Source organism: Achromobacter sp. D10, from assembly GCF_035282245.1.
Classification (GTDB): Bacteria; Pseudomonadota; Gammaproteobacteria; order Burkholderiales; family Burkholderiaceae_B; genus Achromobacter; species Achromobacter insolitus.
In genome coordinates this window covers 152,836-177,625 of record NZ_JAYJLE010000002.1, presented here as the reverse complement: position 1 = coordinate 177,625, position 24,790 = coordinate 152,836, and the positions used below count along the sequence as shown (strand labels likewise).

20 protein-coding genes are annotated in these 24,790 nt (G+C 65.8%); 10 read left to right on the top strand and 10 right to left on the bottom strand.

Annotation, left to right across the window (positions count from 1 at the left end; translation table 11 throughout):
- Positions 1 to 10: 10 nt before the first annotated feature.
- Positions 11 to 946: a glycosyltransferase family 2 protein gene (locus tag VCS63_RS07630; RefSeq protein WP_063642227.1), complete on the bottom strand. Its 936-nt coding sequence runs from the start codon at positions 944 to 946 to the stop codon at positions 11 to 13.
- 222 nt (positions 947 to 1,168) lie between these two features.
- Here VCS63_RS07630 and VCS63_RS07625 point away from each other — a divergent pair, with 222 nt between their 5' ends.
- Positions 1,169 to 2,137 (top strand): LysR family transcriptional regulator, encoded by a 969-nt coding sequence (locus VCS63_RS07625; RefSeq protein WP_063960003.1) that lies wholly within the window; start codon positions 1,169 to 1,171, stop codon positions 2,135 to 2,137.
- Positions 2,138 to 2,229: 92 nt separating this feature from the next.
- Here the strand turns inward: VCS63_RS07625 and VCS63_RS07620 are convergent, their stop codons facing one another.
- From VCS63_RS07620 to VCS63_RS07605, 4 genes are all read right to left on the bottom strand, one after another.
- Positions 2,230 to 2,358, bottom strand: coding sequence for a hypothetical protein (locus tag VCS63_RS07620; RefSeq protein ID WP_255423380.1), 129 nt, complete (start codon positions 2,356 to 2,358; stop codon positions 2,230 to 2,232).
- A gap of 208 nt (positions 2,359 to 2,566) precedes the next feature.
- On the bottom strand, positions 2,567 to 3,499 hold the full coding sequence (locus tag VCS63_RS07615; protein ID WP_042796507.1) for a sugar kinase: 933 nt from the start codon (positions 3,497 to 3,499) through the stop codon (positions 2,567 to 2,569).
- Entirely contained in the window at positions 3,492 to 4,142 is a 651-nt protein-coding gene (locus tag VCS63_RS07610; protein WP_042796506.1) for a bifunctional 4-hydroxy-2-oxoglutarate aldolase/2-dehydro-3-deoxy-phosphogluconate aldolase, read from the bottom strand. The genes VCS63_RS07615 and VCS63_RS07610 overlap by 8 nt, the downstream gene beginning before the upstream one ends.
- A 22-nt stretch (positions 4,143 to 4,164) precedes the next feature.
- Complete coding sequence (locus tag VCS63_RS07605) at positions 4,165 to 4,950, bottom strand: IclR family transcriptional regulator (protein ID WP_323879169.1); 786 nt, start codon at positions 4,948 to 4,950, stop codon at positions 4,165 to 4,167.
- A gap of 242 nt (positions 4,951 to 5,192) precedes the next feature.
- On the opposite strand from VCS63_RS07605, the gene uvrA reads away from it, so the two are divergent.
- The 3 genes from uvrA (at position 5,193) to VCS63_RS07590 (ending at position 12,826) form a co-directional block, all read left to right on the top strand.
- On the top strand, positions 5,193 to 10,955 hold the full coding sequence (gene uvrA / locus VCS63_RS07600) for an excinuclease ABC subunit UvrA (protein ID WP_076816164.1): 5,763 nt from the start codon (positions 5,193 to 5,195) through the stop codon (positions 10,953 to 10,955).
- 5 nt (positions 10,956 to 10,960) lie between these two features.
- Positions 10,961 to 12,097, top strand: coding sequence for an aminodeoxychorismate synthase component I (locus VCS63_RS07595; protein ID WP_042796504.1), 1,137 nt, complete (start codon positions 10,961 to 10,963; stop codon positions 12,095 to 12,097).
- A 96-nt stretch (positions 12,098 to 12,193) separates the two neighbouring features.
- Positions 12,194 to 12,826: an aminotransferase class IV family protein gene (locus VCS63_RS07590; protein ID WP_042796503.1), complete on the top strand. Its 633-nt coding sequence runs from the start codon at positions 12,194 to 12,196 to the stop codon at positions 12,824 to 12,826.
- Between the two features lie 8 nt (positions 12,827 to 12,834).
- Here VCS63_RS07590 and VCS63_RS07585 read toward each other — a convergent pair whose 3' ends face one another.
- Complete coding sequence (locus tag VCS63_RS07585; protein ID WP_323879167.1) at positions 12,835 to 13,737, bottom strand: LysR family transcriptional regulator; 903 nt, start codon at positions 13,735 to 13,737, stop codon at positions 12,835 to 12,837.
- Between the two features lie 211 nt (positions 13,738 to 13,948).
- Between VCS63_RS07585 and VCS63_RS07580 the strand changes: the two genes are divergently transcribed.
- Genes VCS63_RS07580 through VCS63_RS07570 form a run of 3 tightly spaced genes read left to right on the top strand, consistent with a single transcriptional unit; the run spans position 13,949 to position 16,013 of the window.
- Positions 13,949 to 15,208 carry an aromatic ring-hydroxylating dioxygenase subunit alpha gene (locus tag VCS63_RS07580; RefSeq protein WP_063642234.1) on the top strand — a complete coding sequence of 420 codons (1,260 nt, stop codon included), beginning with the start codon at positions 13,949 to 13,951 and terminating at the stop codon, positions 15,206 to 15,208.
- Positions 15,209 to 15,210: 2 nt separating this feature from the next.
- A complete protein-coding gene (locus VCS63_RS07575) occupies positions 15,211 to 15,684 on the top strand; it encodes an aromatic-ring-hydroxylating dioxygenase subunit beta (protein ID WP_042796501.1) in 474 nt (157 codons plus the stop codon).
- 17 nt (positions 15,685 to 15,701) lie between these two features.
- Positions 15,702 to 16,013, top strand: a complete 312-nt coding sequence (locus tag VCS63_RS07570) for a non-heme iron oxygenase ferredoxin subunit (RefSeq protein ID WP_042796500.1) — start codon at positions 15,702 to 15,704, stop codon at positions 16,011 to 16,013.
- Between the two features lie 8 nt (positions 16,014 to 16,021).
- Here VCS63_RS07570 and VCS63_RS07565 read toward each other — a convergent pair whose 3' ends face one another.
- From VCS63_RS07565 to VCS63_RS07550, 4 genes are all read right to left on the bottom strand, one after another.
- Positions 16,022 to 16,852, bottom strand: a complete 831-nt coding sequence (locus tag VCS63_RS07565) for a ThiF family adenylyltransferase (protein ID WP_042796499.1) — start codon at positions 16,850 to 16,852, stop codon at positions 16,022 to 16,024.
- A gap of 304 nt (positions 16,853 to 17,156) precedes the next feature.
- On the bottom strand, positions 17,157 to 18,590 hold the full coding sequence (locus VCS63_RS07560) for an efflux transporter outer membrane subunit (protein ID WP_164793401.1): 1,434 nt from the start codon (positions 18,588 to 18,590) through the stop codon (positions 17,157 to 17,159).
- A 5-nt stretch (positions 18,591 to 18,595) separates the two neighbouring features.
- Positions 18,596 to 20,554 (bottom strand): MacB family efflux pump subunit, encoded by a 1,959-nt coding sequence (locus tag VCS63_RS07555; protein ID WP_063642355.1) that lies wholly within the window; start codon positions 20,552 to 20,554, stop codon positions 18,596 to 18,598.
- Between the two features lies 1 nt (position 20,555).
- Positions 20,556 to 21,743 (bottom strand): efflux RND transporter periplasmic adaptor subunit, encoded by a 1,188-nt coding sequence (locus VCS63_RS07550; RefSeq protein ID WP_063642236.1) that lies wholly within the window; start codon positions 21,741 to 21,743, stop codon positions 20,556 to 20,558.
- Positions 21,744 to 22,153: 410 nt separating this feature from the next.
- Here VCS63_RS07550 and VCS63_RS07545 point away from each other — a divergent pair, with 410 nt between their 5' ends.
- From VCS63_RS07545 to pdxH, 3 genes are all read left to right on the top strand, one after another.
- Positions 22,154 to 23,362, top strand: a complete 1,209-nt coding sequence (locus VCS63_RS07545; RefSeq protein WP_104654159.1) for an MFS transporter — start codon at positions 22,154 to 22,156, stop codon at positions 23,360 to 23,362.
- Positions 23,363 to 23,364: 2 nt separating this feature from the next.
- On the top strand, positions 23,365 to 24,027 hold the full coding sequence (locus VCS63_RS07540; RefSeq protein WP_063959995.1) for a gamma-glutamylcyclotransferase: 663 nt from the start codon (positions 23,365 to 23,367) through the stop codon (positions 24,025 to 24,027).
- Between the two features lie 105 nt (positions 24,028 to 24,132).
- Entirely contained in the window at positions 24,133 to 24,762 is a 630-nt protein-coding gene (gene pdxH, locus VCS63_RS07535) for a pyridoxamine 5'-phosphate oxidase (protein WP_063959994.1), read from the top strand.
- Positions 24,763 to 24,790: the final 28 nt, after the last annotated feature.

Genomic DNA, 24,790 nt, shown 5'->3' with positions numbered 1-24,790 from the left:
GGCGCGGGCCCTAGGCCACGCCGCGGCGCCTGTCGCGCCGGTACATGGCATACCCCAGCGGCCACATGGCCGCAACCATGAACTTCGCCACGGGGTTCGTGAGCTTGTAGGCTTGCACCGCCGTGGGCACGCCAGAGTGCTTCAGGTGCAGGCGAAAGCGGGTATAGCGCGCCGCCGCCATGATGAATTCACGCGGCCGGTAGCGGAAGAATTCCAAGTGGTGCTGCAACATGTCCCAGGCCAGCAGATAGAGGCCCTGGGCGTTGTTGCCCACCGAAACCGCGCCCTGGCTCAGGCCGCCCGGCGTGTCGTGGTAGGTGCGCACCACGCGGTTGATGAAGCGGCTGAGGTAGCCCGCGCGCGCGATCGCCCACCACACCAGGCTTTCGGGCACGAAGCCTGCGACATCCTCCGGAAAGGGGTACTTCCTGAGGATGTCGGTGCGCATACAGCCGAATTTCTCGCCCTTGATGCGATAGCGGAAATAAACATCCACGGCCGTGCTGTCAAAGACGTCCTGTGGATAACGGTCGCCGACGATGCTGCCATCCGGACGCGCGCACAAGCCCGTCACCGCAACGTAGGATTCGCGCCGGGCCGGCGGAATGGCGTCCCACGCGTCCTTGAACGTGGCCAGGGCATCGGGCGGCATTTCGTCGTCGCTGTCCAGCCCCACGATCAGTTGGCCGCGCGCCTCGCGCACGCCACGGTTGAACGCGGTTTTCTTGTGGCGGTTGTTCTGCCAGAAATAACGGATCGGAAAATCGGCGCGCGCCTGCCAGTCCAGGATGGATTCGTGGGTATTGTCGGTAGAACCATCATCCACCACTACCCATTCGAAATCCCGGAACGTTTGCCGGGAAAGGGATTCATATACCCGGTGCAGCGTGCCCGCCCGATTATAAGTGGGCGTCAAAACAGTGAAAAAAGTTGGTGTGTCGGTCATGCCCACTGAGCCCCTTTGCGATGCGTCATGCAAGCGCTGCGGTCTTGGTTTTCGTGTTTTCGCCTGAAGTTTAGGGGATATGCCTGCGCGAACCTGCCCCGCGCGGCGCAAATTTGCAATCAAATCTGACAAAACGACAATTCGAAGCCCCCTGCAGCCCCGCCTATCTTGGGAACGCGCGTCGTAGTGGCGTACACTCGGGCGGCCAAATTCGGAATGCCTATGGAAGCTTCGACCGTCCAGCTCAATGACATCGCCTTGTTCGTGGAGGTTGCCAAGCGCAAAAGCTTCAGCCTGGCGGCTCGCGCGCTGAACATGCCGACCTCGACGTTGTCGCGCCGCATCAATGAGTTGGAACGCGCAATCGGCCTGCGCCTGATCAACCGCAACACGCGCCGCCTGGATCTCACCGAAGCTGGCGCAGCCTATATGCGCCGCTGCCAGGGGCTGATCGACGAAGCGCGGCTCGCGCACGAGCAACTGCTGTCGCTGTCGGGCGGTCCTTCGGGCAATCTGCGGGTCTCCATGCCGTATAGCCTGGCGATCTGGCTGCTGCCCGAAACCATCAACGATTTCACGGATCGCTATCCCGAAGTGGAATGCGAATTCGACCTGAGCATGCTGACGGCCTCGGACGCGCAGGGCACGCCGTTCGACATCGTGCTGCGCTTTGGCAGCAACGCCGACTACCCCCTGGCGGCGGCAAGCGCCGCCGACATGAACGGCAACCGCGCCATGCAAGGCGGGGCCGTCGTGCAAGAACTGGTATCCCTGGACAACTATCTTTATGCCTCCGACCGCTACCTGGAACGCCACGGCGAACCGAAGACGCCGGCGGATCTCACTCAGCACCAGTGCCTGCGCACTACGATCGACGAGGCGCATTCGCATTGGACCCTGCGCCGCGGCGCGGTCAGCGAACGCGTCCCGGTCAGCGGCCATCTGGCGGCCAACAACATGAGCATCGCGGGCACCCTGGCCGGCCTGGACCTGGCGATCACCCGCATGCCGCACTGCCTGGCGCTGGAGCCCATCATCAAGCGCAATTCCCTCAAACGGGTACTGCCGGGCTGGTCGGTGGATCCGATCTCGATCTATGTGGTGTATCCGTCCAGCATCCAGCCAGCGAAAACCCGCGCCTTCATGGATTTCATCCTGCCCAAGCTCGGCCCGCCCGAGGCCGGGAAGTAGGCCGCGCCCGCACAGGACGAAAAAAAAACCCGCTCGGCGAACCGGCGGGTTTTTTTGATCGGGCCGGAGCGGGCTCCGGCCGGACGCGTCACTTAGACGCGCTTGATCTTTTCCAGCATCTTGAAAACGCCCTTGGGCGACGTGACGAACAAGCGCTTGAAAGCCTTGCCCAGGCAACGGCGTTCCAGGGTGTTGCGACGCACGCGTTTGCGTTCAGCCATGTTGATTCTCCTGTTGAATATGCGGAAATCTTTGCGGGGATCGACGACCGCACAACCGGATACCGGGCTGGCGGAAAATTCGGGTAACTTGGCATTTTAGCCTGAAATTCCCGCACTGCGCCAACCAGGGCGTTTTCGGCAGGCATCCCGCCGCAGCCAGCCTGCCACGTAGAAATATGGGACAGATCCCCTCCCCGCTTGCCAGGATTCAGGCGGACAGGCTTTTCAGCCTTTCCAGGACCTGCTCCTTGCGGGGCAGCGGATCGACCGCGCCATAGCCCAGGGTGGACAAGGCCGCCGCGGCATTGGCGTAGCGCACCGCGTCCTCCCAGGAGTCTCCCTGGCAGCGGCGCGCCAGCAGGCTGCCAGCGAAGCAGTCGCCCGCCCCGGTCGCGTCCACCGCGTCCACGCGCAGGGCTGCCACCGGAATACGGCGACGGCCGTCGTCGATGATGGAACCCTCCTTGCCCAGCTTCAGCACCACCACCCCGGCAGCGCCTGCGTCGCGTATCCAGTCCAGCGTGCGCTCCGGGTCGTCGTTGCCGGTGAGGTGCTGCATGTCGTCCATGCTGGGCAGGAACAGATCGGCCATGCGCATGGTCTCGCGCAGAATGGCGCGGGCGCGGTCCACTGGCCAAAGCCGCAGCCGCAGGTTCGAATCCAGGCTGACCTGCGCGCCGGCCGCGTGCGCGCGCTCGATCGCGGCGAACACCGTATCGCAGGCGCTGGTGCTGATCGCCAGGCTGATGCCCGAAACGTGCAGGTAGCGGGCCCGTTCGATCAGCCCCGAATCCAGGCTGGCCGGCGTCATCAAACTGGCGGCGGAGCCGCGGCGCAGATAGCTGAAGGCGTGGCCGTCCGGGCCGTGCTGTACGAAGTACAGGCCGGTATGCGCCTGTTCGTCCACCTGAACGCCAGAGGTGTCCACGCCTTCGGACCGCCACAAGTCCAGGAACTGCTGGCCAAAGGCGTCATTGCCGACCCGGGTCAGATAGGCGCAGCTTGCTCCCTGCCGCGCCGCCGCAATGACGGCATTGGAGGTGTCGCCGCCGAAGCCCTGCAGATACTGGCGCTGGTCCTGGTGCGTCTGGTTGAGTTCAACCAGCGGTTCGCCCAGCGCGACGATGTCGAAATCAGCCATGGGCAGCCTCCCGCGTGCGCACGATCTGCGCCACCAGCGCGGGCGTGTCGCGGGCGGCGAACGCCGCCTTGTCATAAAGGTTGCTGCCGATGCCCACGATGGCGGCGCCCGCCGCGAAATACGATCCCATATTGTCCTGCGTGACGCCCCCGGTCGGGCAGAAGATCGTGTCCGGGTACACGGACTTGAGCGCCGCCAGGTGCTTGGGACCGCCCGTGTCGGCCGGGAAGATCTTCACCACGTCCACGCCGGCACGGCGCGCAGCCAGCACTTCGGTGGGGGTGAATGCGCCCAGCAGGCACAGCGCGTCGGCCGCGTGCGCCAGATCGACGATCTCGGTGGCCAGCGCCGGCGACACCAGGAAGTCCGCGCCCGCGACCAGCGCCTCGCGCGCCTGGTGCTCGTCCAGGACCGTGCCCACGCCCAGCAGCAATTCGCTGCCGTGCTTGTCGCGCAGCGCCCGCAGCAGGTCGGTGACCCCGGGAATGGTCCAGGTCAATTCCAGCGTGGTGCAGCCGGCGGCCACGGCGACCTCGGCCGCGTAGGCGGCGGTGGCTGCGTCCGTATAGCGCAGCACGGGAACGACTCGGGAGGCCAGCAGGGCCGAGAGCTTGGAGGCAAGAGGGGCAGCAGATGCGGTCATGGCATTCCTTGGAGGCAGACGGTCAGGCGCCGCCGGGCGATACCGGCAGTACGGCGAGTTTGGCCGCGGCGGCATCGCGCAGCCGCAGCAAGGGTTCGATATAGGCGAATTGCGGGTCTTCGCGCCGCCGGAACAGCAAGGTGCTGACGCTGACGCCGGCGACTGGCCGTCCGGCGGCATCGCACAGGGCCACGCCATAGCAGACGATACCGGCTTCGTTTTCCTCGTCGTCGGTGGCGTAGCCGCGGGCGGCGGCCACGTCCAGCACGGCGCGGAGTTCGGCCAGGCTGGTCACGGTGCGGGGCATGCGGGCGGTCAGCGGAAGCGAACGCAACAGATGTTCACGAGCGGCTTCGTCCAGGGCCGCCAGGTAGGCCTTGCCGACCGCGCTGGAATGCAAGGCCACGGACGCCCCCACGCGCGACGCCATGCGCACCGGACCAGGACTTTCCAGCTTATCGATATAGGTCATCTCGTGCCCGGCGGGCACGGCCAGATGCACGGTTTCGCCGGTTTCGTCGCGCAAGGCCTGCAGGTCGGGCGCCAGCGCCGCGCGCAGGTCGAACTGCGACCACGCCCGGCTGGCCAGCGACATCAGGCGCGGCCCAAGGCGGTAGGCGCCGCCGGTTTCGGCCACCATGCCCTGCTCGGCCAACGCCGCGACTATGCGGTAGACCGTGGGCCGGGGATAACCGCAGCTGCGCGCCAGCGAGGCCGCCGTGGGCGGTTGGGGCGCATCCGCCACCGCCTGCAGCACCGTCATGAATTTGGCGAACGCCGCGGCGCCCGGGACCTTGGTTTCCAGCAAGTATGTCTCCAACTAAGGGCGGCATGCCTTTAGCAACGAATCAGCAGAACACGCAACACGGACAGCGCGAATTTCAGACGAATCTGCGATACTGTTTATTTGTACAGCTAGTGGGTACGCTTATTGTCCATATTTTGGACACGTGACTCACAATATAGTCAATTATTCCATATCGCCGCGCTCGGAACCAGCGATGGGTTGTCGCTCGGGCAGGCCTCTCCCCTCAGGCTACGATACCGTCCATGAGCTCCCAAATTCGCATCGTTGGCGCCCGCCAGAACAATCTCAAGAACCTGGACCTGACCATCGCCACCGGCGAACTGGTCGTCGTGACCGGCGTGTCGGGGTCCGGCAAAAGTTCGCTGGCCTTTGACACCCTGTACGCCGAGGGGCAGCGCCGTTACGTGGAAACCTTCTCGCCCTATGCGCGCCAGTTCCTGGACCGCATGGACAAGCCGCAGGTAGACCGCATCGAAGGCATATTGCCCGCCATCGCCATCGACCAGACCAACCCGGTGCGCAGCTCGCGCAGCACGGTCGGCACGATGACGGAACTGAACGACCACCTGAAGCTTCTGTTCGCGCGCGGCGCCAAGCTGTACTGCCGCGGCTGCGGCAAGGTAGTGCGGCGCGATACGCCGGATTCCATTTACCACTCGCTGGCCGAACGCGCCGCTGTTGCCGGCGACCCGCGGCTGGTGGTGACCTTCCCCATAGCCGTGCCTTCCAATTTCACCGAAGAAGAAGTGCGCGGCTTCCTGGAGCAACAGGGCTACACCCGCGTGCACGCGGAGGAAAACGCCGCCCCGCGCGCGGCCGCTCCGGCCAAGGGCGCCAAAAAGGCCAAGGCGGCCAAAAGCGCCACGGAATCGCGCCGCATTCTCCACGTTATCCAGGACCGCTTCCGCTTCGCCGGCACCGAACGCGAACGCGTCATGGAAGCGCTGGACACCGCGCTGCGCATGGGCGCCGGGCATCTGGCCGTGTACGTCATGGACGCCGAAGGCGGCAACGCGCATATCTGGAAATACAGCGACCGCCTGCATTGCGCCGATTGCGACATCGAATACACCGATCCGCTGCCCAGCAGCTTCTCGTTCAATTCGCCGCTGGGCGCGTGTGAAGCCTGCCGCGGCTTCGGCCGCGTGATCGGCATCGATTTCGGCCTGGTCATCCCGGACGAGAACAAGACATTGCTGGAAGGTGCCATCAAGCCGTGGACGACGCCGTCGTACAAGGAGTGTCAGGACGAGCTGCAGAAATACGCGCCCAAGGCCGGCGTCCCGCTGGGCGTGCCCTGGAAGAAAATGAGCGAAGAGCACAAACGGTGGGTGCTCTACGGCACGCCCGACTGGAAGGGCGGCAACGACGCCTGGAAGCACCAGTGGTACGGCGTGCAGCGCTTCTTCGACTGGCTCGAGACCAAGGCCTACAAGATGCACGTGCGCGTGCTGCTGTCGAAATACCGCAGCTACACGCCCTGCCCCACCTGCAATGGCGCGCGGCTAAAGCCCGACGCGCTGCTATGGCGCCTGGGCACCAAAGAAGAAGCCGATACCGTGCTGCCGCCCGATGACGGCCGCTACAAGCGCTTCATGCCGGTCGGCGCCAACTGGAGCCGCGAGCAGCTCGACGGCCTGGGCGGCCTGTCCATCCATGACGTGATGCTGCTGCCCATCGAACGGGTGCGCCTCTTCTTCGACACGCTGTCGTTCTCGGGCGCGCTGGACGCCGCCACCGACCTGCTCATGACCGAAGTGCGCGCGCGGCTCAAGTTCCTGTGCGACGTGGGCCTGGGCTACCTGACGCTGGATCGCCAGAGCCGCACGCTCTCCGGCGGCGAGGTACAACGCATCAACCTGACCACGGCGCTGGGCACCTCGCTGGTGAACACGCTGTTCGTGCTGGACGAGCCGTCCATCGGCCTGCACCCGCGCGACATGCACCGCGTCGTCGAAGTCATGCACCGCCTGCGCAACGCCGGCAACACGCTCGTGGTGGTGGAACACGATCCGCAGGTCATGGTGGCCGCGGACCGCATCATCGACATCGGCCCCGGCCCCGGCGAACGCGGCGGCCAGATCGTCTTCGATGGCACGCCAGCCAAGCTGCGCACCGCGCGCACACTGACGGGCGATTACCTGGGCGGCCGCCAGCGCGTGGAAGCGCCGCGTCCCATGCCGGTGGCGGCGAACACGCCGCGCCTGCTCCTGGAAGGCGTCAGCGCGCACAATCTCAAGAACGTTTCCGTCGAACTGCCGCTCGGCCGCCTGGTCTGCGTAACTGGCGTGTCCGGCTCCGGCAAGTCCACCTTGGTGCAGGACGTGCTGTACCCCGCCCTGCTCAAGCAGAAGGGCAAACCATCCGAAGCGCCGGGCGCCTTCGAACGTCTGCTGGGCGCCGAACAGATCGCCGACGTGGTCATGGTGGACCAGACCCCCATCGGCAAGACCGCCCGTTCCAATCCGGCCAGCTATGTCGGCGCGTTCGACGCCATCCGCAAGCTGTTCGCCCAGGCGCCGCTGGCGCGCGAGCGCGCCTACACGGCGGGCACGTTCAGCTTCAACGGCGGCGATGGCCGCTGCCCCACTTGCGGCGGCACCGGCTTCGAACACGTGGAAATGCAGTTCCTGTCGGACGTCTACCTGCGCTGCCCGGACTGCGACGGCAAGCGCTTCCGGCCGGAAGTGCTGGAGGTGCGCGTCGAGCACCTGGGCAAGAGCGCGTCCATCGACGAAGTGCTGGAGATGACCGTCAGCGAGGCGCTGGACTTCTTCAAGGGCCTGCGCGATGTGCAGACCGGGCTGGCGCCCCTGGCCGACGTGGGCCTGGAATATGTGCGGCTGGGCCAACCCGTGCCGACGCTGTCGGGCGGCGAGGCGCAGCGCCTGAAACTGGCCGGCCACCTGGCCGAAGCGGCGCGCAGCGGCATTTCGACCGCCAAGGTCGCCAAGAAAGGCAGCCTGTTCCTGTTCGACGAACCCACCACCGGCCTGCACTTCGACGACGTGGCCCGGCTGATGCGCGCGTTCCGCAAACTGCTGGCCGCCGGCCACACGCTGCTGGTCATCGAACACAACCTGGACGTGATCCGCGCGGCCGACTGGCTGATCGACCTGGGGCCGGAAGGCGGTGACGCCGGCGGCATGGTCATCGGCACCGGCACGCCGCAGGACCTGATGGACAATCCCAAGTCGCATACCGGCGCAGCCCTGCGCGACTACGATGTCAGCATCCTGCCGGCCGACGTGGTCGTAAGCACCGACGCCGATGCGCAAGAGGTCGAACAGGCCGGACTGACCGCGCGCATCGCCGAACCGGGCGAAACCTATGCCGCGGATGTGGGCAAGCCGCTGCAATCCATCATGCGTGAGCGCCGCCAGGCCAATATGGCGATCGAAATCCGCAACGCGCGCGAGCACAACCTGAAGAACGTCAGCGTGGAAATCCCGCGCGACAAGTTCACGGTCATTACGGGCGTGTCCGGCTCGGGCAAGTCCACGCTGGCCTTCGACATCCTGTTCAACGAAGGGCAACGCCGCTATCTGGAATCGCTCAACGCCTACGCGCGCGCCATCGTGCAGCCGGCCGGCAAGCCGGACGTGGACGCCATCTTCGGCATCCCGCCCACCGTCGCCATCGAGCAGCGCACCAGCCGGGGCGGGCGCAAGTCCACCGTGGCCACGATGACGGAAATCCACCACTTCCTGCGCCTGCTTTACGTCAAGCTGGGCACCCAGTACTGCCCCGACTGCAACGTGGCGGTCGAACCCCAGAACACGGACCAGATCGTGGCGCGGCTGCTGCGCGAACACAAAGGCGAGCACATCGGCCTGCTGGCGCCGCTGGTCACCGCCCGCAAGGGCTATTACACGGATCTGGCCAAGTGGGCCGGATCCAAGGGCCACTCGCACCTGCGCGTGGACGGCGAATTCATTCCCGTCGCTCCTTGGCCGCGCCTGGACCGCTACAAGGAACACACGATCGAATTGCCCATCGCCGACGTGGTGGTGGATCCCGCCAACGAGGCCGACCTGCGGGCGGCGGTGAAGAGCGCGCTGGAAAACGGCCAGGGCGTCATGTCCGTGGTCTGGCCGGTGAACAAGCTGCACGAGGCGCTGGACAGCGATTTGCAGCAACAGCACTTCTCGGTCAAGCGCGCCTGCCCGTCCTGCGGCACCAGCTTCCCCGAACCCGATCCGCGCCTGTTCTCGTACAACTCCAAGCATGGCTGGTGCACGGGCTGCTACGGCACGGGCTTGCAGTTGCAAGGCTTTGACGAAGAACAGACCGGCGAAGAAACCGCCTGGAACGCGTGGTACGAAGGCGAAGCCAAGGTATGCACCCAGTGCAACGGCGAGCGCCTGAACCGGGTGGCCCGCGCCGTGCGCTGGCGTGACAAGTCCATCGCCGAACTCGCCTCGCTGCCGGTGTCGGACGCGCATACCTTCTTCACCGGGCTGGTGGCGCGCGGTCGTGAAGGCGAGATCGCCCGCGACATCCTCACGGAAATCCGCGGACGCCTGAACTTCATGCAAGAGGTGGGGTTGAACTACCTGGCGCTGGACCGGGCCGCTCCCACGCTATCCGGCGGCGAAGCGCAGCGCATCCGCCTGGCCGCCCAACTGGGCTCCAACCTGCAGGGCGTCTGCTACGTGCTGGATGAGCCGACCATCGGCCTGCACCCGCGCGACAACCGCATCCTGCTGGACGCGTTGGCGCGCCTGGAAGGCAACGGCAACACGCTGGTGGTGGTGGAGCATGACGACGACACCATCCGCCGCGCCTCGCACATCATCGATATCGGTCCGGGCGCGGGCATCCGCGGCGGCCGCGTAGTCGCCCAGGGCAGCGCGCAGGACCTGATCGAAGCGCCGGAATCGGTAACCGGCCGCTACCTGGCCAAGCCCTTGCAGCATCCGCTGCAAGGCCGCCGCCCGGTCGAAGCCGACACGCCCATGATCGAAATCAAGGGCGCCCGCCTGCACAATCTGCGCAGCGTGGACGCGAAGATTCCGGTAGGTCGCCTGAGCGTGGTGACCGGTGTATCGGGCTCGGGCAAATCCACCCTGGCGCGCGAAGTGCTGCTGGACAACCTGATGCAGGCCGTCTCGCAAGGCAAGGCGCCTGGCTGGGCAGGCTGCGACAGCATCAAGGGCTGGGAAGCCATCGATCGCGTGCTGGAAGTGGACCAGACCCCTATCGGCAAGACACCGCGCTCCTGCCCGGCCACCTACGTGGGCTTCTGGGACGACGTGCGCAAGCAGTTCGCGGATACGCGCGAAGCGCGCATGCGCGGCTGGACCGCGGCGCGCTTCTCGTTCAATACCGGCGACGGCCGCTGCCCGATCTGCGAAGGCCAGGGCATGCGCACCATCGAGATGAACTTCCTGCCGGACGTGAAGGTGCCTTGCGATGCCTGCAACGGCGCGCGCTTCAACAATGACACCCTCAGCGTGCAGATGCGCGGCAAGAACGCGGGCGAGCTGCTGGCCATGGAAGTGGACGATGCCATCGGCTACTTCGCGGCCCATCCCAAGATCCACCGCCCGCTGCAGCTGATGCAGGACGTGGGCCTGGGCTACCTCACGCTGGGACAGCCCTCCCCTACCCTGTCCGGCGGCGAAGCCCAGCGCATCAAGCTGGTGACCGAGCTGTCCAAGGCTCGCCTGACCGACGGACTGATCAAGACCGGCCGCGCCTCGCGCATCCCGCATACGTTGTACGTGCTGGACGAGCCCACCGTCGGCCTGTCGATGGCCGACGTGGAAAAGCTGATCCACGTTCTGCACCGCCTGGTGGAAGCCGGCAATACGGTGGTGGTGATCGAACACAACCTGGATGTGATCGCCGAAGCCGACTGGCTCCTGGACTTGGGTCCGGAAGGCGGCACGGGCGGCGGCAAGCTGGTGGGAGAAGGTTCTCCCGAACACGTCATGACCCTGAGCGACTATTCCCATACGGGACGGGTCCTGAAGGAATTCCTGGCACATCAGCAGCAGTAAGAAGCATGGAATGTCGTTTTGAAGACCGGCTGGCCGGCCGCGCGCTGCGATTCGAGGGCTTGTGCTCGCGAATCGAGGCGCGCTCCGCCGCCGAGGTCGCCCCCGCGCTGGACGCCATCGAGGCGCAACGGCGGCAGGGGCGGTGGATCGCCCTGTTGCTGGACTACGAACTGGGCGAATGGCTGCTGCCCGAGGCGGCCATGGCGCCGCCCGCGGGTCCCTGGACGCCACCGCGCGATGACGGCAGGCCGCGCCTGACGGCGCTGGCATTCGAACGCAAGCACAACGAAGCGCCCTGGGACGCGCCGGATGCCGGCAGCGCGCCCGCCGCCATCAGCCTGCCCGCGCCACGCATGACCGAAGCCGAGTATGTGCGCCAGATCGACGCCATCCGCTGCCTGATAGGCGACGGCGAGCTCTATCAGGTCAACTACACCCAGCCGCTGGACCTGCAGTTCCAGGGCGACGCGGCCACGCTGTATCGGCGCATCGCCGCCCGCAATCCGGTGGCGCATGGCGCATTCATCCAGGACGGCGACCGCACGGTGCTGTCGTTCTCGCCCGAGTTGTTCGTGCGCCGCGACGGCCCGCGCCTGACCACTCGGCCCATGAAGGGCACCGCCCCGCGCCATGCGGATCCGGCTGAGGACGAACGATTGGGGCAGGCGCTGCTCGCCAGCGAGAAAAACCGCGCCGAAAACCTGATGATCGTGGACCTGTTGCGCAACGACCTGGGCCGGCTGGCGGAACCGGGTTCGGTGCGGGTCGACGCCCTGTTCTCGCTGGAACGCTATCCCACCGTTTGGACCATGACGTCCACCGTATCTGCGCTGGCGCCGCAGGCCACGCTCGAGGATGTGCTGCGCGCGCTGTTTCCCTGCGGCTCCATCACCGGCGCCCCCAAGGTGGCGGCCATGCGCCGCATTCGGCAGATGGAGGCATCGCCCCGCGGCCTGTATTGCGGCAGCATCGGCTGGCTCGCGCCCGACGGCGACTTTTCCCTGAACGTCGCGATCCGCACCCTGGTGCTGGACCGTGCCGGGCATGGCGTGTACAGCGTGGGCGGCGGCATCGTGCACGATTCCGACCCGGCCGAGGAATGGCAGGAATGCCACTGGAAGGCCCGTATCCTGCGGGCCTGACCCCGCAATTCCAGCTATCCGGCACCCTGCGCGCCGGCATTCATCGGTAGTAGGATAGAGCGCGGCCGCAGCGCACTTTTATCCCAGGAGAGTCCCATGCAACCCGAACTGATCGAGACCATCCTGGTCGATGCCGAACGACGCGTGCCGCTGCTGGCGCGCCATCTCAAACGCCTGGAAGCATCCTGCAAGGCGTTGGGCTATGGCTGGGGCGGCCGGGCCGTCGAAGCGGACATCATGATCACCGCGCTCGGCGTGTCGACGCCTGGGCCGCACCGCCTGCGCCTGCTGGTGGCGCGCGACGGCAGCCGCAACATCCAGACCGCGCCCCTGCCGCCCCTGCATCCCGGGCAGGAAGCGATGCTTGCGCCCGAGGCGCTGCGCTCGTCCGAGCCCCTGCTGCGCTACAAGACCACGTACCGCCCCTGGTACACCAAGACCATAGAATGGCTGCCCTCGCATCCGCACATCTTCGACCTGCTCTACCTGAATGAACGCGGCGAACTCTGCGAAGGCAGCCGCAGCAACATCTATCTGCGCCTGGACGGCGACTGGTACACGCCGCCCGTGGACAGCGGCTGCCTGCCCGGCGTGCAGCGCGCCGAATTGCTGGACACCGAACAGGTTGAAGAACGCGTCCTGACCCTGGCCGACCTGCATGCCGCCGAGGAAATCCGGCTGTCCAATGCGCTGCGCGGCTGGTTCCCCGTGGTCCTGCGCGACGCCTGAATCCGGGCTCAGTCGGCAAATTCGTCGACCACCACCTGCCGCAGCCACTGGTTGGCGGGCTCGCGGTGGTTGCGGGCATGCCAGAACACGTTGATGACCGACTCCGGGATTTTCACCGGACAGGGCGCGGTCGCGAGCCCGAACGGGCCGCAGGCGCAATCGGCGAAGCGCTGCGGCACCACGGCGATCATGTCGGTCGCGGCCAGCACCGGCCCCACCGCAATGAAGTGCGGCACCGTCAGTCGCAAGCGCCGCCGGATACCGGCCTGCCCTATCACCTGGTCCACTACGCCATGGCCCGTGCCTTCCGATGCAATGGCCACGTGTTCGGCCGCTCGGAACTGGCGAGGCGACACGCCGGTGCGTGCCAGGGGATGGTCGCGACGGAAGATGCACACATAGGGCTGGCGGAACAGCAGGCGCTGGAAAAAACCGCTTTTCAGGTCGGGCAGGAAGCCCATGGCCAGATCGATCCTGCCGCGCTCCATCTCGTCCTTCACGTCGATCGAGGTCGTGCGCACGGTACGCACCGTGACGCTGGGCGCGGCGCGGTCCAGCGCGCGCATCAGCCGAGGCAGGAAATAGGTTTCGCCGACATCGTTCACGCCGATCACGAAGGCGCGGCCGCTGTGCGCGGGGTCGAACGCGGCGCGGGCATTCAAGGTGCTGTGCAGCGCCTCCAACGCGGCGGCGATGGGCTGCGCCAGGTCCTGCGCGTAGGGCGTGGGCACCATGCCGCGCGAGGTGCGCAGGAACAGTTCATCGCCCAGCAGCTTGCGCAGCCGGCCCAGCGCGTTGCTGACGCCTGGCTGCGAAATACCCAGGCTTTCGGCCACGGCGGATACTCGGCCGTGCTTGCGCAATTCATTGAAGACAACCAGCAGGTTCAGGTCCACGTCTTGCAAGTTCATGGTTCGTCTCCACCAATATTGATTTGGGTGATTTATCTCATCATTCAGATTCTATTTATTTATTTCACCGCCTGCCCGATGATGCGAAAAACGCCTGCGCCCATGCCGCGCAGGCTCTGCCGGACCGCCCCCTGCGGACCGCCGAACCAAGGAGACTAGCCATGCGTGCCTGTACGCGACTCGCCGCCGCGCCCTGTAGCCGGAGCGGCTCATGAACGCCCCCGAACAGCCCGTCCAATTCACCCCCCGTTGGCAGGACGACGGATCCCACCGCATCCCCTTCGGCGTGTATACCGACGCCGCCCTGCATCAGCGCGAAATGGAGCGGTTCTTCTACCGCGGGCACTGGAGCTATGTGGGCCTGGAAGCCGAGATTCCCAAGCCGGGCGACTTCAAGCGCACCGCCGTCGGCGAACGCTCGGTCATTCTGCTGCGCGACAACGACGGCCACGTCCGCGTGGTGGAAAACGTGTGCGCGCACCGGGGCGTGCAGTTTTGCCGGGAACGCGCCGGCAACCGCAGCGAATTCGTCTGCCCCTACCACCAGTGGAACTACGACCTGCAGGGCAACCTGATCGGCGTGCCATTCCGCCGCGGCGTCAAACAGGACGGCAAGATCAACGGCGGCATGCCACCCGACTTCAAGCCGGAAGAACATGGACTGACGAAGCTGGCCGTGGCCTGCCGCAACGGCGTGGTCTTCGCCTCGTTCGACCACGACGTGGAGCCCCTGGAGGACTACCTCGGCCCGGACATCCTGCACTATTTCGACCGTGTTTTCGACGGTCGCGAACTCGTGATCCACGGCTACAGCCGCCAGCGCATTCCGGGGAACTGGAAGCTGATGCAGGAAAACATCAAGGATCCCTACCATCCGGGCCTGCTGCACACCTGGTTCGTCACCTTTGGCCTGTGGCGCGCCGACAATCGATCCGAGCTGAAGATGGACCGCCATTTCCGCCACGCCGCCATGATTTCGACCCGGGGCCAGGGCGGCAAGGGCAGCGTCACCAGCGGGGTGTCCAGCTTCAAGGAGCAGATGTCGCTGAACGACGATCGCTTTCTGGACATCGTGCCGGAACCCTGGTGGAACGGTCCCACCGCCGTGCTGATGACGCTGTTTCCCAGCGTCATCATCCAGCAGCAGGTGAACTCGCTGTCCACCCGTCACATCCAGCCGGTGGGGCACGACGCCTTCGACTTCGTCTGGACGCACTTCGGCTTCGCCGACGACACGCCCGAAATGACCCGCCGCCGTCTGCGCCAGGCCAATCTGTTCGGCCCCGCTGGCTTCGTGTCCGCGGACGACGGCGAAGTCATCGAATTCTCGCAATCGGGCTTCGAGCAGAAGCCCTGGCACCGCAGCGTGGCGGAACTGGGCGGCAAGACCGCGGAGAACACCGACCACATGGTCACTGAAACGCTGATCCGCGGGATGTACGCGTATTGGCGGCGGGTCATGGAGGCCTGACGATGCTGGACTTTCCCCTCTACTACCAACTGACCTGCCTGTACAACGACTACGCCGCCGCGCTGGACGCAGAGGATTGGGCGAAATGGCCGGATTTCTTCCTTGAAGATTGCGTGTACAAAGTGCTGCCGCGCGAGAACCACGAACGCGGCTATCCGCTGGCGACCATGTCCTTCGAAAGCCGCGGCATGCTGAAGGACCGCATCTACGGCGCCACCGACACCATCTTCCACGACCCCTATTACCAGCGCCACGTGGTCGGCGCGCCGCGCGTGCTGTCGGTGCAGGGCGACCGCATCGAATCCGAGGCCAACTACGCCGTGTTCCGCACCAAGCCCAACCAGCTGACCACCGTATTCAACGTAGGCCGCTATCTGGACGTGGTTCAGCGTGGCCCGGACGGCCTCAAGTTTGAATCGCGGCTATGCATTTTCGACAGCGAACTGGTGCCTAATTCGCTTATCTATCCCATCTGAGAAAGGACACGACAGCAATGAGCACGGAATGGATCAAGGCGATTGCGCGGGACGAGGTGCCTGAAGAAGACGTCATCGCGGTGCAGGCCGGCGGCCGCGAGATCGCGCTTTACGGCGTGGACGGCGAGGTCTATGCCACCGCCAACCTCTGTACGCACGGCAATGCGCGGCTGTGCGACGGTTTTCTAGAGGGGCACGAGATCGAATGCCCGCTGCATCAGGGGCGTTTCGACGTGCGCGACGGGCGCGCGCTCTGTTCGCCGCTGCGCGAGAACCTGGCCACCTACCCGGTCAGGATCGAGGATGGCATGGTGTTCGTGGCGTTGTAGCGCCATTGTCAGACCGCGAGGCGCAACGCCTCGTTGGCCGCCGCCATGCCCATGGCGGCCGTGACGGTCACGACCGAGCCATAACCCGCGCAGGACAGGCCTTGCGGCGCCAAGATTGCTCCCGAGGCGCCCATGTCATCCTCGCCCTCGGTGGGGCGGGTCCAGGCGTCGGGAAGGATGGCGGGCTGGTCGAACCACAGGGCATGGATTCCCATTTTCGGCACGCGCTTCAGTGCCTTGCCGTTCTGGTCGGAGGCCCTGGGAAAGCCGTGTTCGCGGCGCAGCTTGTTGCGTAGCTTGGACAGCAGCGCGTCGTTGACCGCGGCCGACAGGTCGCCGGCGCGCAAGGCCAGAGGATCCGTCTTCCCACCCGCGCCGCCGCACAACAGCATCGGGACGCGGATTTCCCGCGCATGCAGGATCATCGCGATCTTGGCCGCGGCCTGGTCGGTGCAATCGATAATGACGGAGTACGGGCCGGGCAGGACCTCGGCGACATTCTCGGGCGAAACAAAATCATCCACCCGTGTCAGCCGGCATTCCGGATTGATCGCCAGCACGCGCTCGGCCATGGCATCGACCTTGGATTGGCCCAGCGTCGCGGTCAGCGCGTGAATCTGCCGGTTGACGTTGGATTCGGCGATATGGTCCAGGTCGATGAGCGTCAACGCGCCCACCCCGCAACGCGCCAGGGCTTCGACGGTCCAGGAACCCACGCCGCCCAGGCCGGCGACTGCCACGTGCGCGTTGCGCAGGCGGGTCGGGGCTTCGGGGCCGTAGAGGCGGGAAAGACTGCCGAAGCGGCGATCGAGGTCGGCTTGGGGTTCTGGGGTGTTCATGAGGGCGTATTTTATTGCAGGCAGGTGTTGCGGGAGGGGGTGCTGGTTCTTGAGACGCCTGGCACGGCATCGCCCTGGCTGGCGCGGGGCAACGATTCCTGTTCGTGCACAGCTCATCATCAGCGCGCAGCGCCATCACCAACCGCAAGACGCCGCGTAAGCCCCAAAAGGCCGCCCGGGCGGCCGGCCTGGGGCGGGCCCCGTAAGACCATCGCCCACCTCCACCGTCGGCGAGAACCCTACGAAGACCAATCGCCCCAGCTGACGTCAAACTTCAAAAGCGGAGCCTGGCGCGCCAGGCGCCTTAAGAACCCACTCCGACGCCAGCAGCAGATCCAGCAGCCACGTCAACAACATCATCCCCACCGAGCGCCTGATAAACCGTCACCTGATTCACCAGCCGATTCAACATATTCTCATCCCGGGAAACCTCAGCCACCCGACGCTTCTCCTGCGCATCCAGCCAGTCCCGCAACGGCACGGCCCCGGCCCGGTAGCGCACTTCGTACAGCCGCTCGGCTTCGCGGGCCGCCCGCAGCGACGCGTCCAGCTGCTCCGCCTGCAAACGCAGCTGGGTACGATTCGACAAGGCATTCTCCACGTCCGCCATCGCCTGGTACAGCGCCTGCCGGAAATTCACCACGCGCTCTTCGTAGTCGGCCTTGGATATCTTGATATTGAGCTGCATCTGGTTCCATTGCAGGAACGGCAGCGTCAGCGCCGCCCCCAACGAACCTACCGGGTTCTTCAGAACGTCGGACAGCGAGGAACTCGAGCTTCCCAAGGCGCCGGTCAACGTCAACGGCGGATAGAAGCTGGCGCGGGTCGCGTCGACGGTGGACAGGGACTGGCGCAGGCGCAGCTCGGCGGCGCGCAAGTCGGGACGGCGGCCCAGCAGGTCGGCCGGCACGCCGGCTCGCGCTTGCGGCAAGGGGTAGCCCGGCAGCCGCGCCGGGTCGGCCATCATGCGGTCAGGCGGGCCATCGAACAATATGGCCAGCGCGTTTGCGTATTCCACGCGCTGCTGCACCAGCAGCGTATGAGCGGCTTCCTGGCTGGCCACGGTCTGTTCGGCCTCGGCCATTTCCAGCGCCGACGCGCCGCCCGCCGCGTACTGGGCGCGCACCAGGTCTTGCGTCTTGCGTGCGTAAGCGATGCTCTCGGCGCTGCTGGCGATGCGCTGGTTGATGAAGGCGGTCTGCCAGTACAGCGTGGCGGTGGTGCCCACCAGGGACAGCGCGGCGCTCTGGCGGTCCTGCTCAGTCGCCAGCGCATCCCACTGCGCCGCGTCGCGCTGGCTGGACAGTTTGCCCCACAGATCCGCTTCATAGCTGACGGTCAGCTGCACCGCGTTGGTCCGGGTAATGACGCGATCGCCATACAGATTGCGGTTGCGCGTCACATCGGCGTTGCCGCCCAGTTGCGGCAGCAGCTTGTCCTCGGTGATTCCAGCCTGGTATTGCGCCCTGCGCACGCGGATCGCGGCGGCGGCCAGGTCGTTGTTGCGCGCCAGCGCGGCGTCGACCAGGCCGTTGAGCGTCGGGTCGTTGAAATTGCGCCACCACTCGCCGCCCTCGGCCAGCGGCCCCGCCTGGAAGTCGCCAGCGGGCGCGTGGGTCCAAGCCGCAGGGATGGACGTCAGCGGCCGCTCGTAGTCGGTATGCAGCAGGCTGCCGCAGCCGCCCAGGGCCAGCAGCAGCGCCAGGGCTGCGGGTTTGATCAGGGAAACCGCGTTCATCGTCCTCATTCCCGGGCCAGAGCCTCGACGGGATCCAGGCGCGCCGCGTTGCGCGCCGGCAAATAGCCAAAAAGCACACCGATCAGCGTCGAACAACTGAATGCCGCCACCATCGATGCCGTGGAGTAAATCATCTGGAACGAACCGTGCGTGGCCTTGGACACCAGCACGCCCAGCCCCAAGGACAGGACGATGCCGATCGCGCCGCCTATCAGGCATACCAGCACCGCTTCTATCAGGAACTGCTGCATGATGTCGCTGCGCCGCGCTCCCACCGCCATGCGCACGCCGATCTCCCGCGTGCGCTCCGTCACCGACACCAGCATGATGTTCATGACGCCGATACCGCCGACCATCAGCGAAATCAGCGCGATCATGGACACCAGCAGCGTCATGGTGGCGGTGGTGCGCTCGATGGTCTTGCGGATCGCATCCGTGTTGAACACAAAGAAATCCTTCGTCACGTGGCGCCGCGTCAGCACGCGCACGATGGCCTGTTCCGCCGCTGCGGGCGGCGAGGCATCGTTGACGCGCACCGTGATGCTCTTCAGGTGCTGTTGGCCCAGCACCCGGGACAACGCCGTGGTGTAGGGTATCCACACGTTCAGCGTATCGTTGCTGCCGAAGACGGTGTCTTTCTTTTGCGTCACTCCGATCACGCGCGCAGGCATCGATCCCAGGAACACCACCTGCCCGATCGGCTCGGTATGGGAACCAAACAGCTTGCGCCGGGTGGCGTCGTCGATCACCACCTCCTGCGCGCGCCGCAGCACGCTGGTGTCGTCGAAGAACTTGCCCTGGGCCAGCTTGATGGCGCGCACACGGAAATACTGCTCGCCCACGCCCTGGATCACGCCGTTGACCGAAACATTGCGAAAACGCAGCGTATTGCTGGTCGAGACTTCCGGCGTCACGCTGTCCACATAGGACTCGCGCGCCAGCGCCTCCGCGTCGGCTGGCACCAGCGTGCGGATATTGACGGCCTTCTCGTCGCCGAAGTCCTTGCCGGGAAAGATTTCTACCGTGTTGGTGCCGATTTCGCTGATGTCGTCCAGGATCTTGCGGCGCGAGCCTTCGCCCAGCGCAACCACCGACACCACCGCCGCAATGCCGATGATGATGCCCAGCATCGTCAGCGAGGTGCGCAGCCGGTGCGCGTTCATGGCCAGGAGCGCCATGCGCAGGGCCTCGCGGCAACGGTCCAGATAGGCCTGCCAGACGGGGCGCGCGGCCAGCGCCGGCGCCTCTTCCTTCAGCCGTTCACGCCGTGGCGCGTCGGGATTGCGCTTGTCCGAGACGATCTCGCCGTCGCTGATCTCGATGATGCGCTGGGCGTGGCGGGCCACGTTCATATCGTGCGTGACGATGATGATGGTGTGGCCTGCCGCGTTCAGTTCTTCCAGGATGCGCAGCACTTCCTGGCCGGTGTGCGTATCCAGCGCGCCGGTCGGCTCGTCGGCCAGGATGATGTCGCCGCCGTTCATCAGCGCCCGCGCGATACTGACGCGCTGCTGCTGGCCGCCGGACAATTGCCCGGGGCGGTGCTCGGAGCGCTCGCCCAGGCCCAGGCGCTCGAGCAGTTCATCGGCGCGCGCCAGGCGCGCCTCGCGCCGCTTGCCGGCGTAGACGGCCGGCACCTCGACGTTGCCTTGCGCGGTCAGGTCGGACAGCAGGTGATAGCGCTGGAAGATGAAGCCGAAATGCTCGCGGCGCAGTTCGGCCAGTTCGTCCGGATCCAGCTCGCCCGTGCTGCGCCCGTCGACCCGGTACTCGCCTCGGGTCGGCCGGTCCAGGCAACCCAGGATGTTCATGAGAGTGGACTTGCCCGACCCGGACGCGCCCACGATCGCCACCATCTCGCCTGCCTCGATGGCCAGGTTGATGTCCTTCAGGACCGCAATGGTCTGCTCGCCCGCGGGAAACTCACGGCGCACGCCCGTCAGCGAGATCAGAGGCCCGCTCATGTCAGGCCCCCGGGGCCGCGGCGGCGGGCGCGGCATCCGCCGACACGACGCGCTCGCCCACCTCCAGCCCTTCCAGCACCTGCGCCTGGACGTTGTTGTTCATGCCGATCTTGACCTGGCGCGTCTCCGTCTTGTTGTCCTTCAGGACCACTCGGACTGCGTAGCGGCCGTCCTCGCCGCGCTTGCCCAGCGCCGAGGACGGCACGACGACCGTGTCCTTGGCTTCGCCCAGCACGATGAAGACCTGGGCGGTCATGGAAATGCGCAGCTTCTCGTCCGGGTTGGGCACGTCGAAGAGGCCGTTGTAGTAGACCGCGGCGGTGGTGGAGCTGCCGCTGGCGGAGCCAGTCAGCGAAGAGGCCGCATCGTCCTTCTGCACCGAGTCGGGTGCCGGCTCCACCGCGCGCAGCTGGGCGCGGTAGCGCTGGTCGGGCTCGCCCAGGATGGTGAAGTAGACCGGCAGGCCCGGCTTCACGCGAGTCACGTCGGCTTCCGAAATCTGCGCCTTGATGGTCATGGTGTCCACCTGCGCCACCTTGATGATGGTGGGCGCGCTCTGAATCGAGTTGACGGTCTGGCCTTCCTTGGTGACCACCGCGACCACCATGCCGTCGATGGGCGAGACGATGCGCGTGTAGCCCAGATTGACGCGGGCGGTGTCGACCTGGATCTCGGCTTGCGCGATCTGCGCATCGAGCGAGGCGATCTCGGCGCGCGTCACGCCCAACGTCGCTTCGGCGCTCTCGTAGGCCTCGCGCGAACTGGCGTCGGCCGCCAGCATCTGCCGCTGACGGCGGAAGGCGAGTTCGGCCTGCTTCAGCATGGCTACTTTGGCGGCCCGCTCGGCCCGCCGGGTCTGCAGGGCGGCCTCGGCGTTGCGCAGCTCGTTCTGCTGGGTCATATCGTCGATCTCGGCCACCAGTTGACCCTTCTTGACGCGGTCGCCCAGCGCCACTTTCAAGGACTTCAACTGACCGGTGGCCTGAGCGCCCACGCTGACGCGCTCGATGGCATCGATGGTGCCGCTGGCCAATACACTGTCTTCAAGGTTGGCGCGAGTGACCTCGGCCACCGCGAAACTCGGCGGAGGGGGCGCCGAAAAAAAGGCGGCGCGCACGCCGAACACGACGAGCAGAAGGAAAACAGCGACCAGGGAATAGCGCTTGAACTTGCTGCGAGACTTTTTCATTGAACCTGCCGGATGCGGCGCCGGATATCGGACGGGCGCCGGTATTGCGAATTGCGGACCAGGCAAAGACGCATTGCCCACGATGCCTGCACATCCTAAACGTGCCAACCGTCCGAACCATCGACGATCTGTGGCGAAACGGTGAAAAACAGTAAAGCGGGGCGGAACGTCAAGGTCCGCGCGATTGTTCCGTTGCACGAACGATACAACGCTTTGTCCGACGCGCCTGCAATCGCCTGCCCGCAGATGCGGCGAACGTGCCGCCATCTTGCGCCATAAATATGCGAGTTCGCCCCTAGATGGCGCCTATCCTGCGATTGGCGCCAATCTGGCTTTGCGGCACTGCAAAACAGCATCGCCTCGACATAGCGCGACGATATGGCCAGAATGAACGCAGTTACGCCGTATCCGTGTCCACTTCTCATAGATCCCCCTCTTCGTCACCCAGTTCCCCGGAATTTTCCGGGGCGGTGCTTTTGTGCCTGCTGGCCATGATGAACCACGTGGCGCTAACAGGGGGACGGATCACGGTATCGCTCACTGCGCTGCAAATGGGCCTGTCCACCTTCAAGGTGGGCACGCTCGTCGCGGTGTTCGCGGTGCTGCCCATGCTGTTTTCAGTGCGCGCCGGGCGGTGGGTCGACCGTGTCGGCATCGTCCGGCCGCTGGTCATCGGCACGGCGCTGGTAGCCCTGGGCACCGCGCTACCCTTTATTTCGCAGACACAACTGGCCCTGCTGATTGCGTCCTGTTGCATCGGCATCGGCTTCATGTTGCACCAGGTTGCCACGCAAGACCTGCTCGGCCATGCCGAACCGGCGCAGCGGCTGCGCAATTTCTCTTTCATGTCGCTGGCGCTCGCGGGGTCCGGATTCTCGGGTCCGCTGATCGCCGGCCTGGCTATCGATCACCTGGGCACCCGCCTGGCGTTCGGCCTGCTGACCCTGGGCCCCCTGCTGTCGGCCGGCGGGCTTTATGCGTTGCGTCACCAATTGAAGGCCGTGGATTCGCAGCTATCCGGCAAAAAAGAGGCCGAAAAGCGCCGCGTTGCCGAACTGCTGGCGGTACCGGCATTGCGCCGCATCCTCATGGTCAACACCATTTTGTCCGGCGCCTGGGACACCCACCTGTTCGTCGTGCCTATTTTTGGGGTGGCAATCGGCCTGTCCGCCACCACGATCGGCGTCATTCTTGCTTCCTTCGCGGCGGCAACTTTCGTCATTCGACTGATATTGCCCTTCATCCAGCGCCGCGTGCGGTCCTGGACGCTGGTGCGCGTAGCCATGGCGACGGCGGCCATCGATTTCATGTTTTATCCGCTGTTCACCGACGTTACCGTCCTGATCGTGCTGTCTTTCATCCTCGGACTGGCGCTGGGTTGCTGCCAGCCGAGCATGCTCTCCCTGCTGCACCAGCATTCGCCCCCGGGCCGCGCCGCCGAAGCCGTAGGCCTGCGGATGGCCCTGATCAATGGCTCGCAGGTTTCCCTGCCGTTGACCTTCGGCGCGCTCGGTGCGGTAATTGGCGTAGCTCCCCTCTTCTGGGCCTATTCCGTCGCTCTGATGGCCGGAGGCTGGGCCAATCGCAACCCCCCGATCGAATCTGACCGGAAACCGTAGCCGTGAACATGCAGTCCTCTCCTCCCGCCGCCGGCAACTCCGGCGCCAGCCTGCCCTTTCGTCTCTGGACTCCGCAAGAGCGGCAGGAATCGCTGGACGAGGCCCTGCGCCACTGGCAATCGGGCGAAGACGTATGGGTATACGGGTATGGATCGCTGATCTGGCGTCCCGATTTCGACTTCGTGGAACGCCGGCTGGCGACCCTGCGCGGACATCACCGGGCGCTGTGCCTGTGGTCGCGGGTCAACCGCGGCACTCCGGAGTGCCCGGGGCTGGTGTTCGGGCTGGACCGGGGCGGCTCCTGCCGCGGCGTGGTCTACCGCCTGGCGGGCGACCAGGTGCCCACCTACTTCCCTGCGCTTTGGGAACGCGAAATGTCCACCGGCGCCTATCTGCCCCGCTGGATCAACTGCTCGACCGACACGGGCACCGTCCGGGCGCTGGTCTTCATCATGAATCGGGACAACCCCGCCTATATCCGCGCCCTGCCGGAAGCCGAGCTGCTGGCCATCGTGCGCCGCGCCGCCGGACGCTACGGTCCTTGCACCGAATACGTAATGCAGACTGCCCAGGCGCTGCGCGCCGCTGGCATTCATGACGCCCGCCTGGACGCCATCGCCCGCCGGCTGGAACTGGATGCGCAGACGCTGCCCGAAAGCCCATAAGGCGCGCGTCCGGGAAATCTTGCCTGCGACCTGAGCGGGGTCAATAGGGAGGCTGCCGCCCAGGCGGTATAAACTCCTTGTTATCAACGCTGAACTCTACGCCCCATGTCCGTCTCAGATCTGCGTCAAAGCTACGACAAGAACGTGTTGCTCGAAGGCCAGGCCTCGGCATCCCCGTTCGAGCAATTCACCCGCTGGTTCGACGAGGCCCTGGCCGCCAAGGTCCCCGAACCCAACGCCATGACCCTGGCCACGGTGGACGCCAGCGGCCAGCCCAGCGCGCGCATCGTCCTGATCAAGGGCTTTGACGAGCGCGGGTTCACGTTCTTCACCAACTACGAATCCCGCAAGGGCCTGGACCTGCAGGCCGAGCCGCGCGCCAGTCTGCTGTTCTTCTGGCAGCCGCTGGAGCGCCAGGTCCGGATCGAGGGTGTGGTCGAAAAGGTGCCGGCCGACGAATCGGACGCCTACTATCACAGCCGGCCCGCGGGTTCGCGCATCGGCGCCTGGGCCTCACGCCAGAGCCAGCCCATCACCCGTGAAGAGCTGGAAGCCCGCGAACAGGAATTCCGCGAGCGCTTCGGCGAGCAGCCGCCGCGCCCGCCGCACTGGGGCGGCTACCGCCTGAAGCCCACCGCCTTCGAATTCTGGCAAGGCAGGCCTTCGCGCCTGCACGACCGCCTGCGCTATGTTGCGGACGGCCAGGCCTGGAAGATCGAACGCCTGTCGCCTTGATGCCGGGCGCCGCGCGCGCCCGCCCCAA

Excerpts from the sequence above, each read along its gene's own strand:
- VCS63_RS07630 (WP_063642227.1), bottom strand. The coding sequence starts at position 946 with ATGACCGACACACCAACTTTTTTCACTGTTTTGACGCCCACTTATAAT.
- VCS63_RS07625 (WP_063960003.1), top strand. The coding sequence starts at position 1,169 with ATGGAAGCTTCGACCGTCCAGCTCAATGACATCGCCTTGTTCGTGGAG.
- VCS63_RS07620 (WP_255423380.1), bottom strand. The coding sequence starts at position 2,358 with ATGGCTGAACGCAAACGCGTGCGTCGCAACACCCTGGAACGCCGTTGC.
- VCS63_RS07615 (WP_042796507.1), bottom strand. The coding sequence starts at position 3,499 with ATGGCTGATTTCGACATCGTCGCGCTGGGCGAACCGCTGGTTGAACTC.
- VCS63_RS07610 (WP_042796506.1), bottom strand. The coding sequence starts at position 4,142 with ATGACCGCATCTGCTGCCCCTCTTGCCTCCAAGCTCTCGGCCCTGCTG.
- uvrA (WP_076816164.1), top strand. The coding sequence starts at position 5,193 with ATGAGCTCCCAAATTCGCATCGTTGGCGCCCGCCAGAACAATCTCAAG.
- VCS63_RS07595 (WP_042796504.1), top strand. The coding sequence starts at position 10,961 with ATGGAATGTCGTTTTGAAGACCGGCTGGCCGGCCGCGCGCTGCGATTC.
- VCS63_RS07590 (WP_042796503.1), top strand. The coding sequence starts at position 12,194 with ATGCAACCCGAACTGATCGAGACCATCCTGGTCGATGCCGAACGACGC.
- VCS63_RS07585 (WP_323879167.1), bottom strand. The coding sequence starts at position 13,737 with ATGAACTTGCAAGACGTGGACCTGAACCTGCTGGTTGTCTTCAATGAA.
- VCS63_RS07580 (WP_063642234.1), top strand. The coding sequence starts at position 13,949 with ATGAACGCCCCCGAACAGCCCGTCCAATTCACCCCCCGTTGGCAGGAC.
- VCS63_RS07575 (WP_042796501.1), top strand. The coding sequence starts at position 15,211 with ATGCTGGACTTTCCCCTCTACTACCAACTGACCTGCCTGTACAACGAC.
- VCS63_RS07570 (WP_042796500.1), top strand. The coding sequence starts at position 15,702 with ATGAGCACGGAATGGATCAAGGCGATTGCGCGGGACGAGGTGCCTGAA.
- VCS63_RS07565 (WP_042796499.1), bottom strand. The coding sequence starts at position 16,852 with ATGAACACCCCAGAACCCCAAGCCGACCTCGATCGCCGCTTCGGCAGT.
- VCS63_RS07560 (WP_164793401.1), bottom strand. The coding sequence starts at position 18,590 with ATGAACGCGGTTTCCCTGATCAAACCCGCAGCCCTGGCGCTGCTGCTG.
- VCS63_RS07555 (WP_063642355.1), bottom strand. The coding sequence starts at position 20,554 with ATGAGCGGGCCTCTGATCTCGCTGACGGGCGTGCGCCGTGAGTTTCCC.
- VCS63_RS07550 (WP_063642236.1), bottom strand. The coding sequence starts at position 21,743 with ATGAAAAAGTCTCGCAGCAAGTTCAAGCGCTATTCCCTGGTCGCTGTT.
- pdxH (WP_063959994.1), top strand. The coding sequence starts at position 24,133 with ATGTCCGTCTCAGATCTGCGTCAAAGCTACGACAAGAACGTGTTGCTC.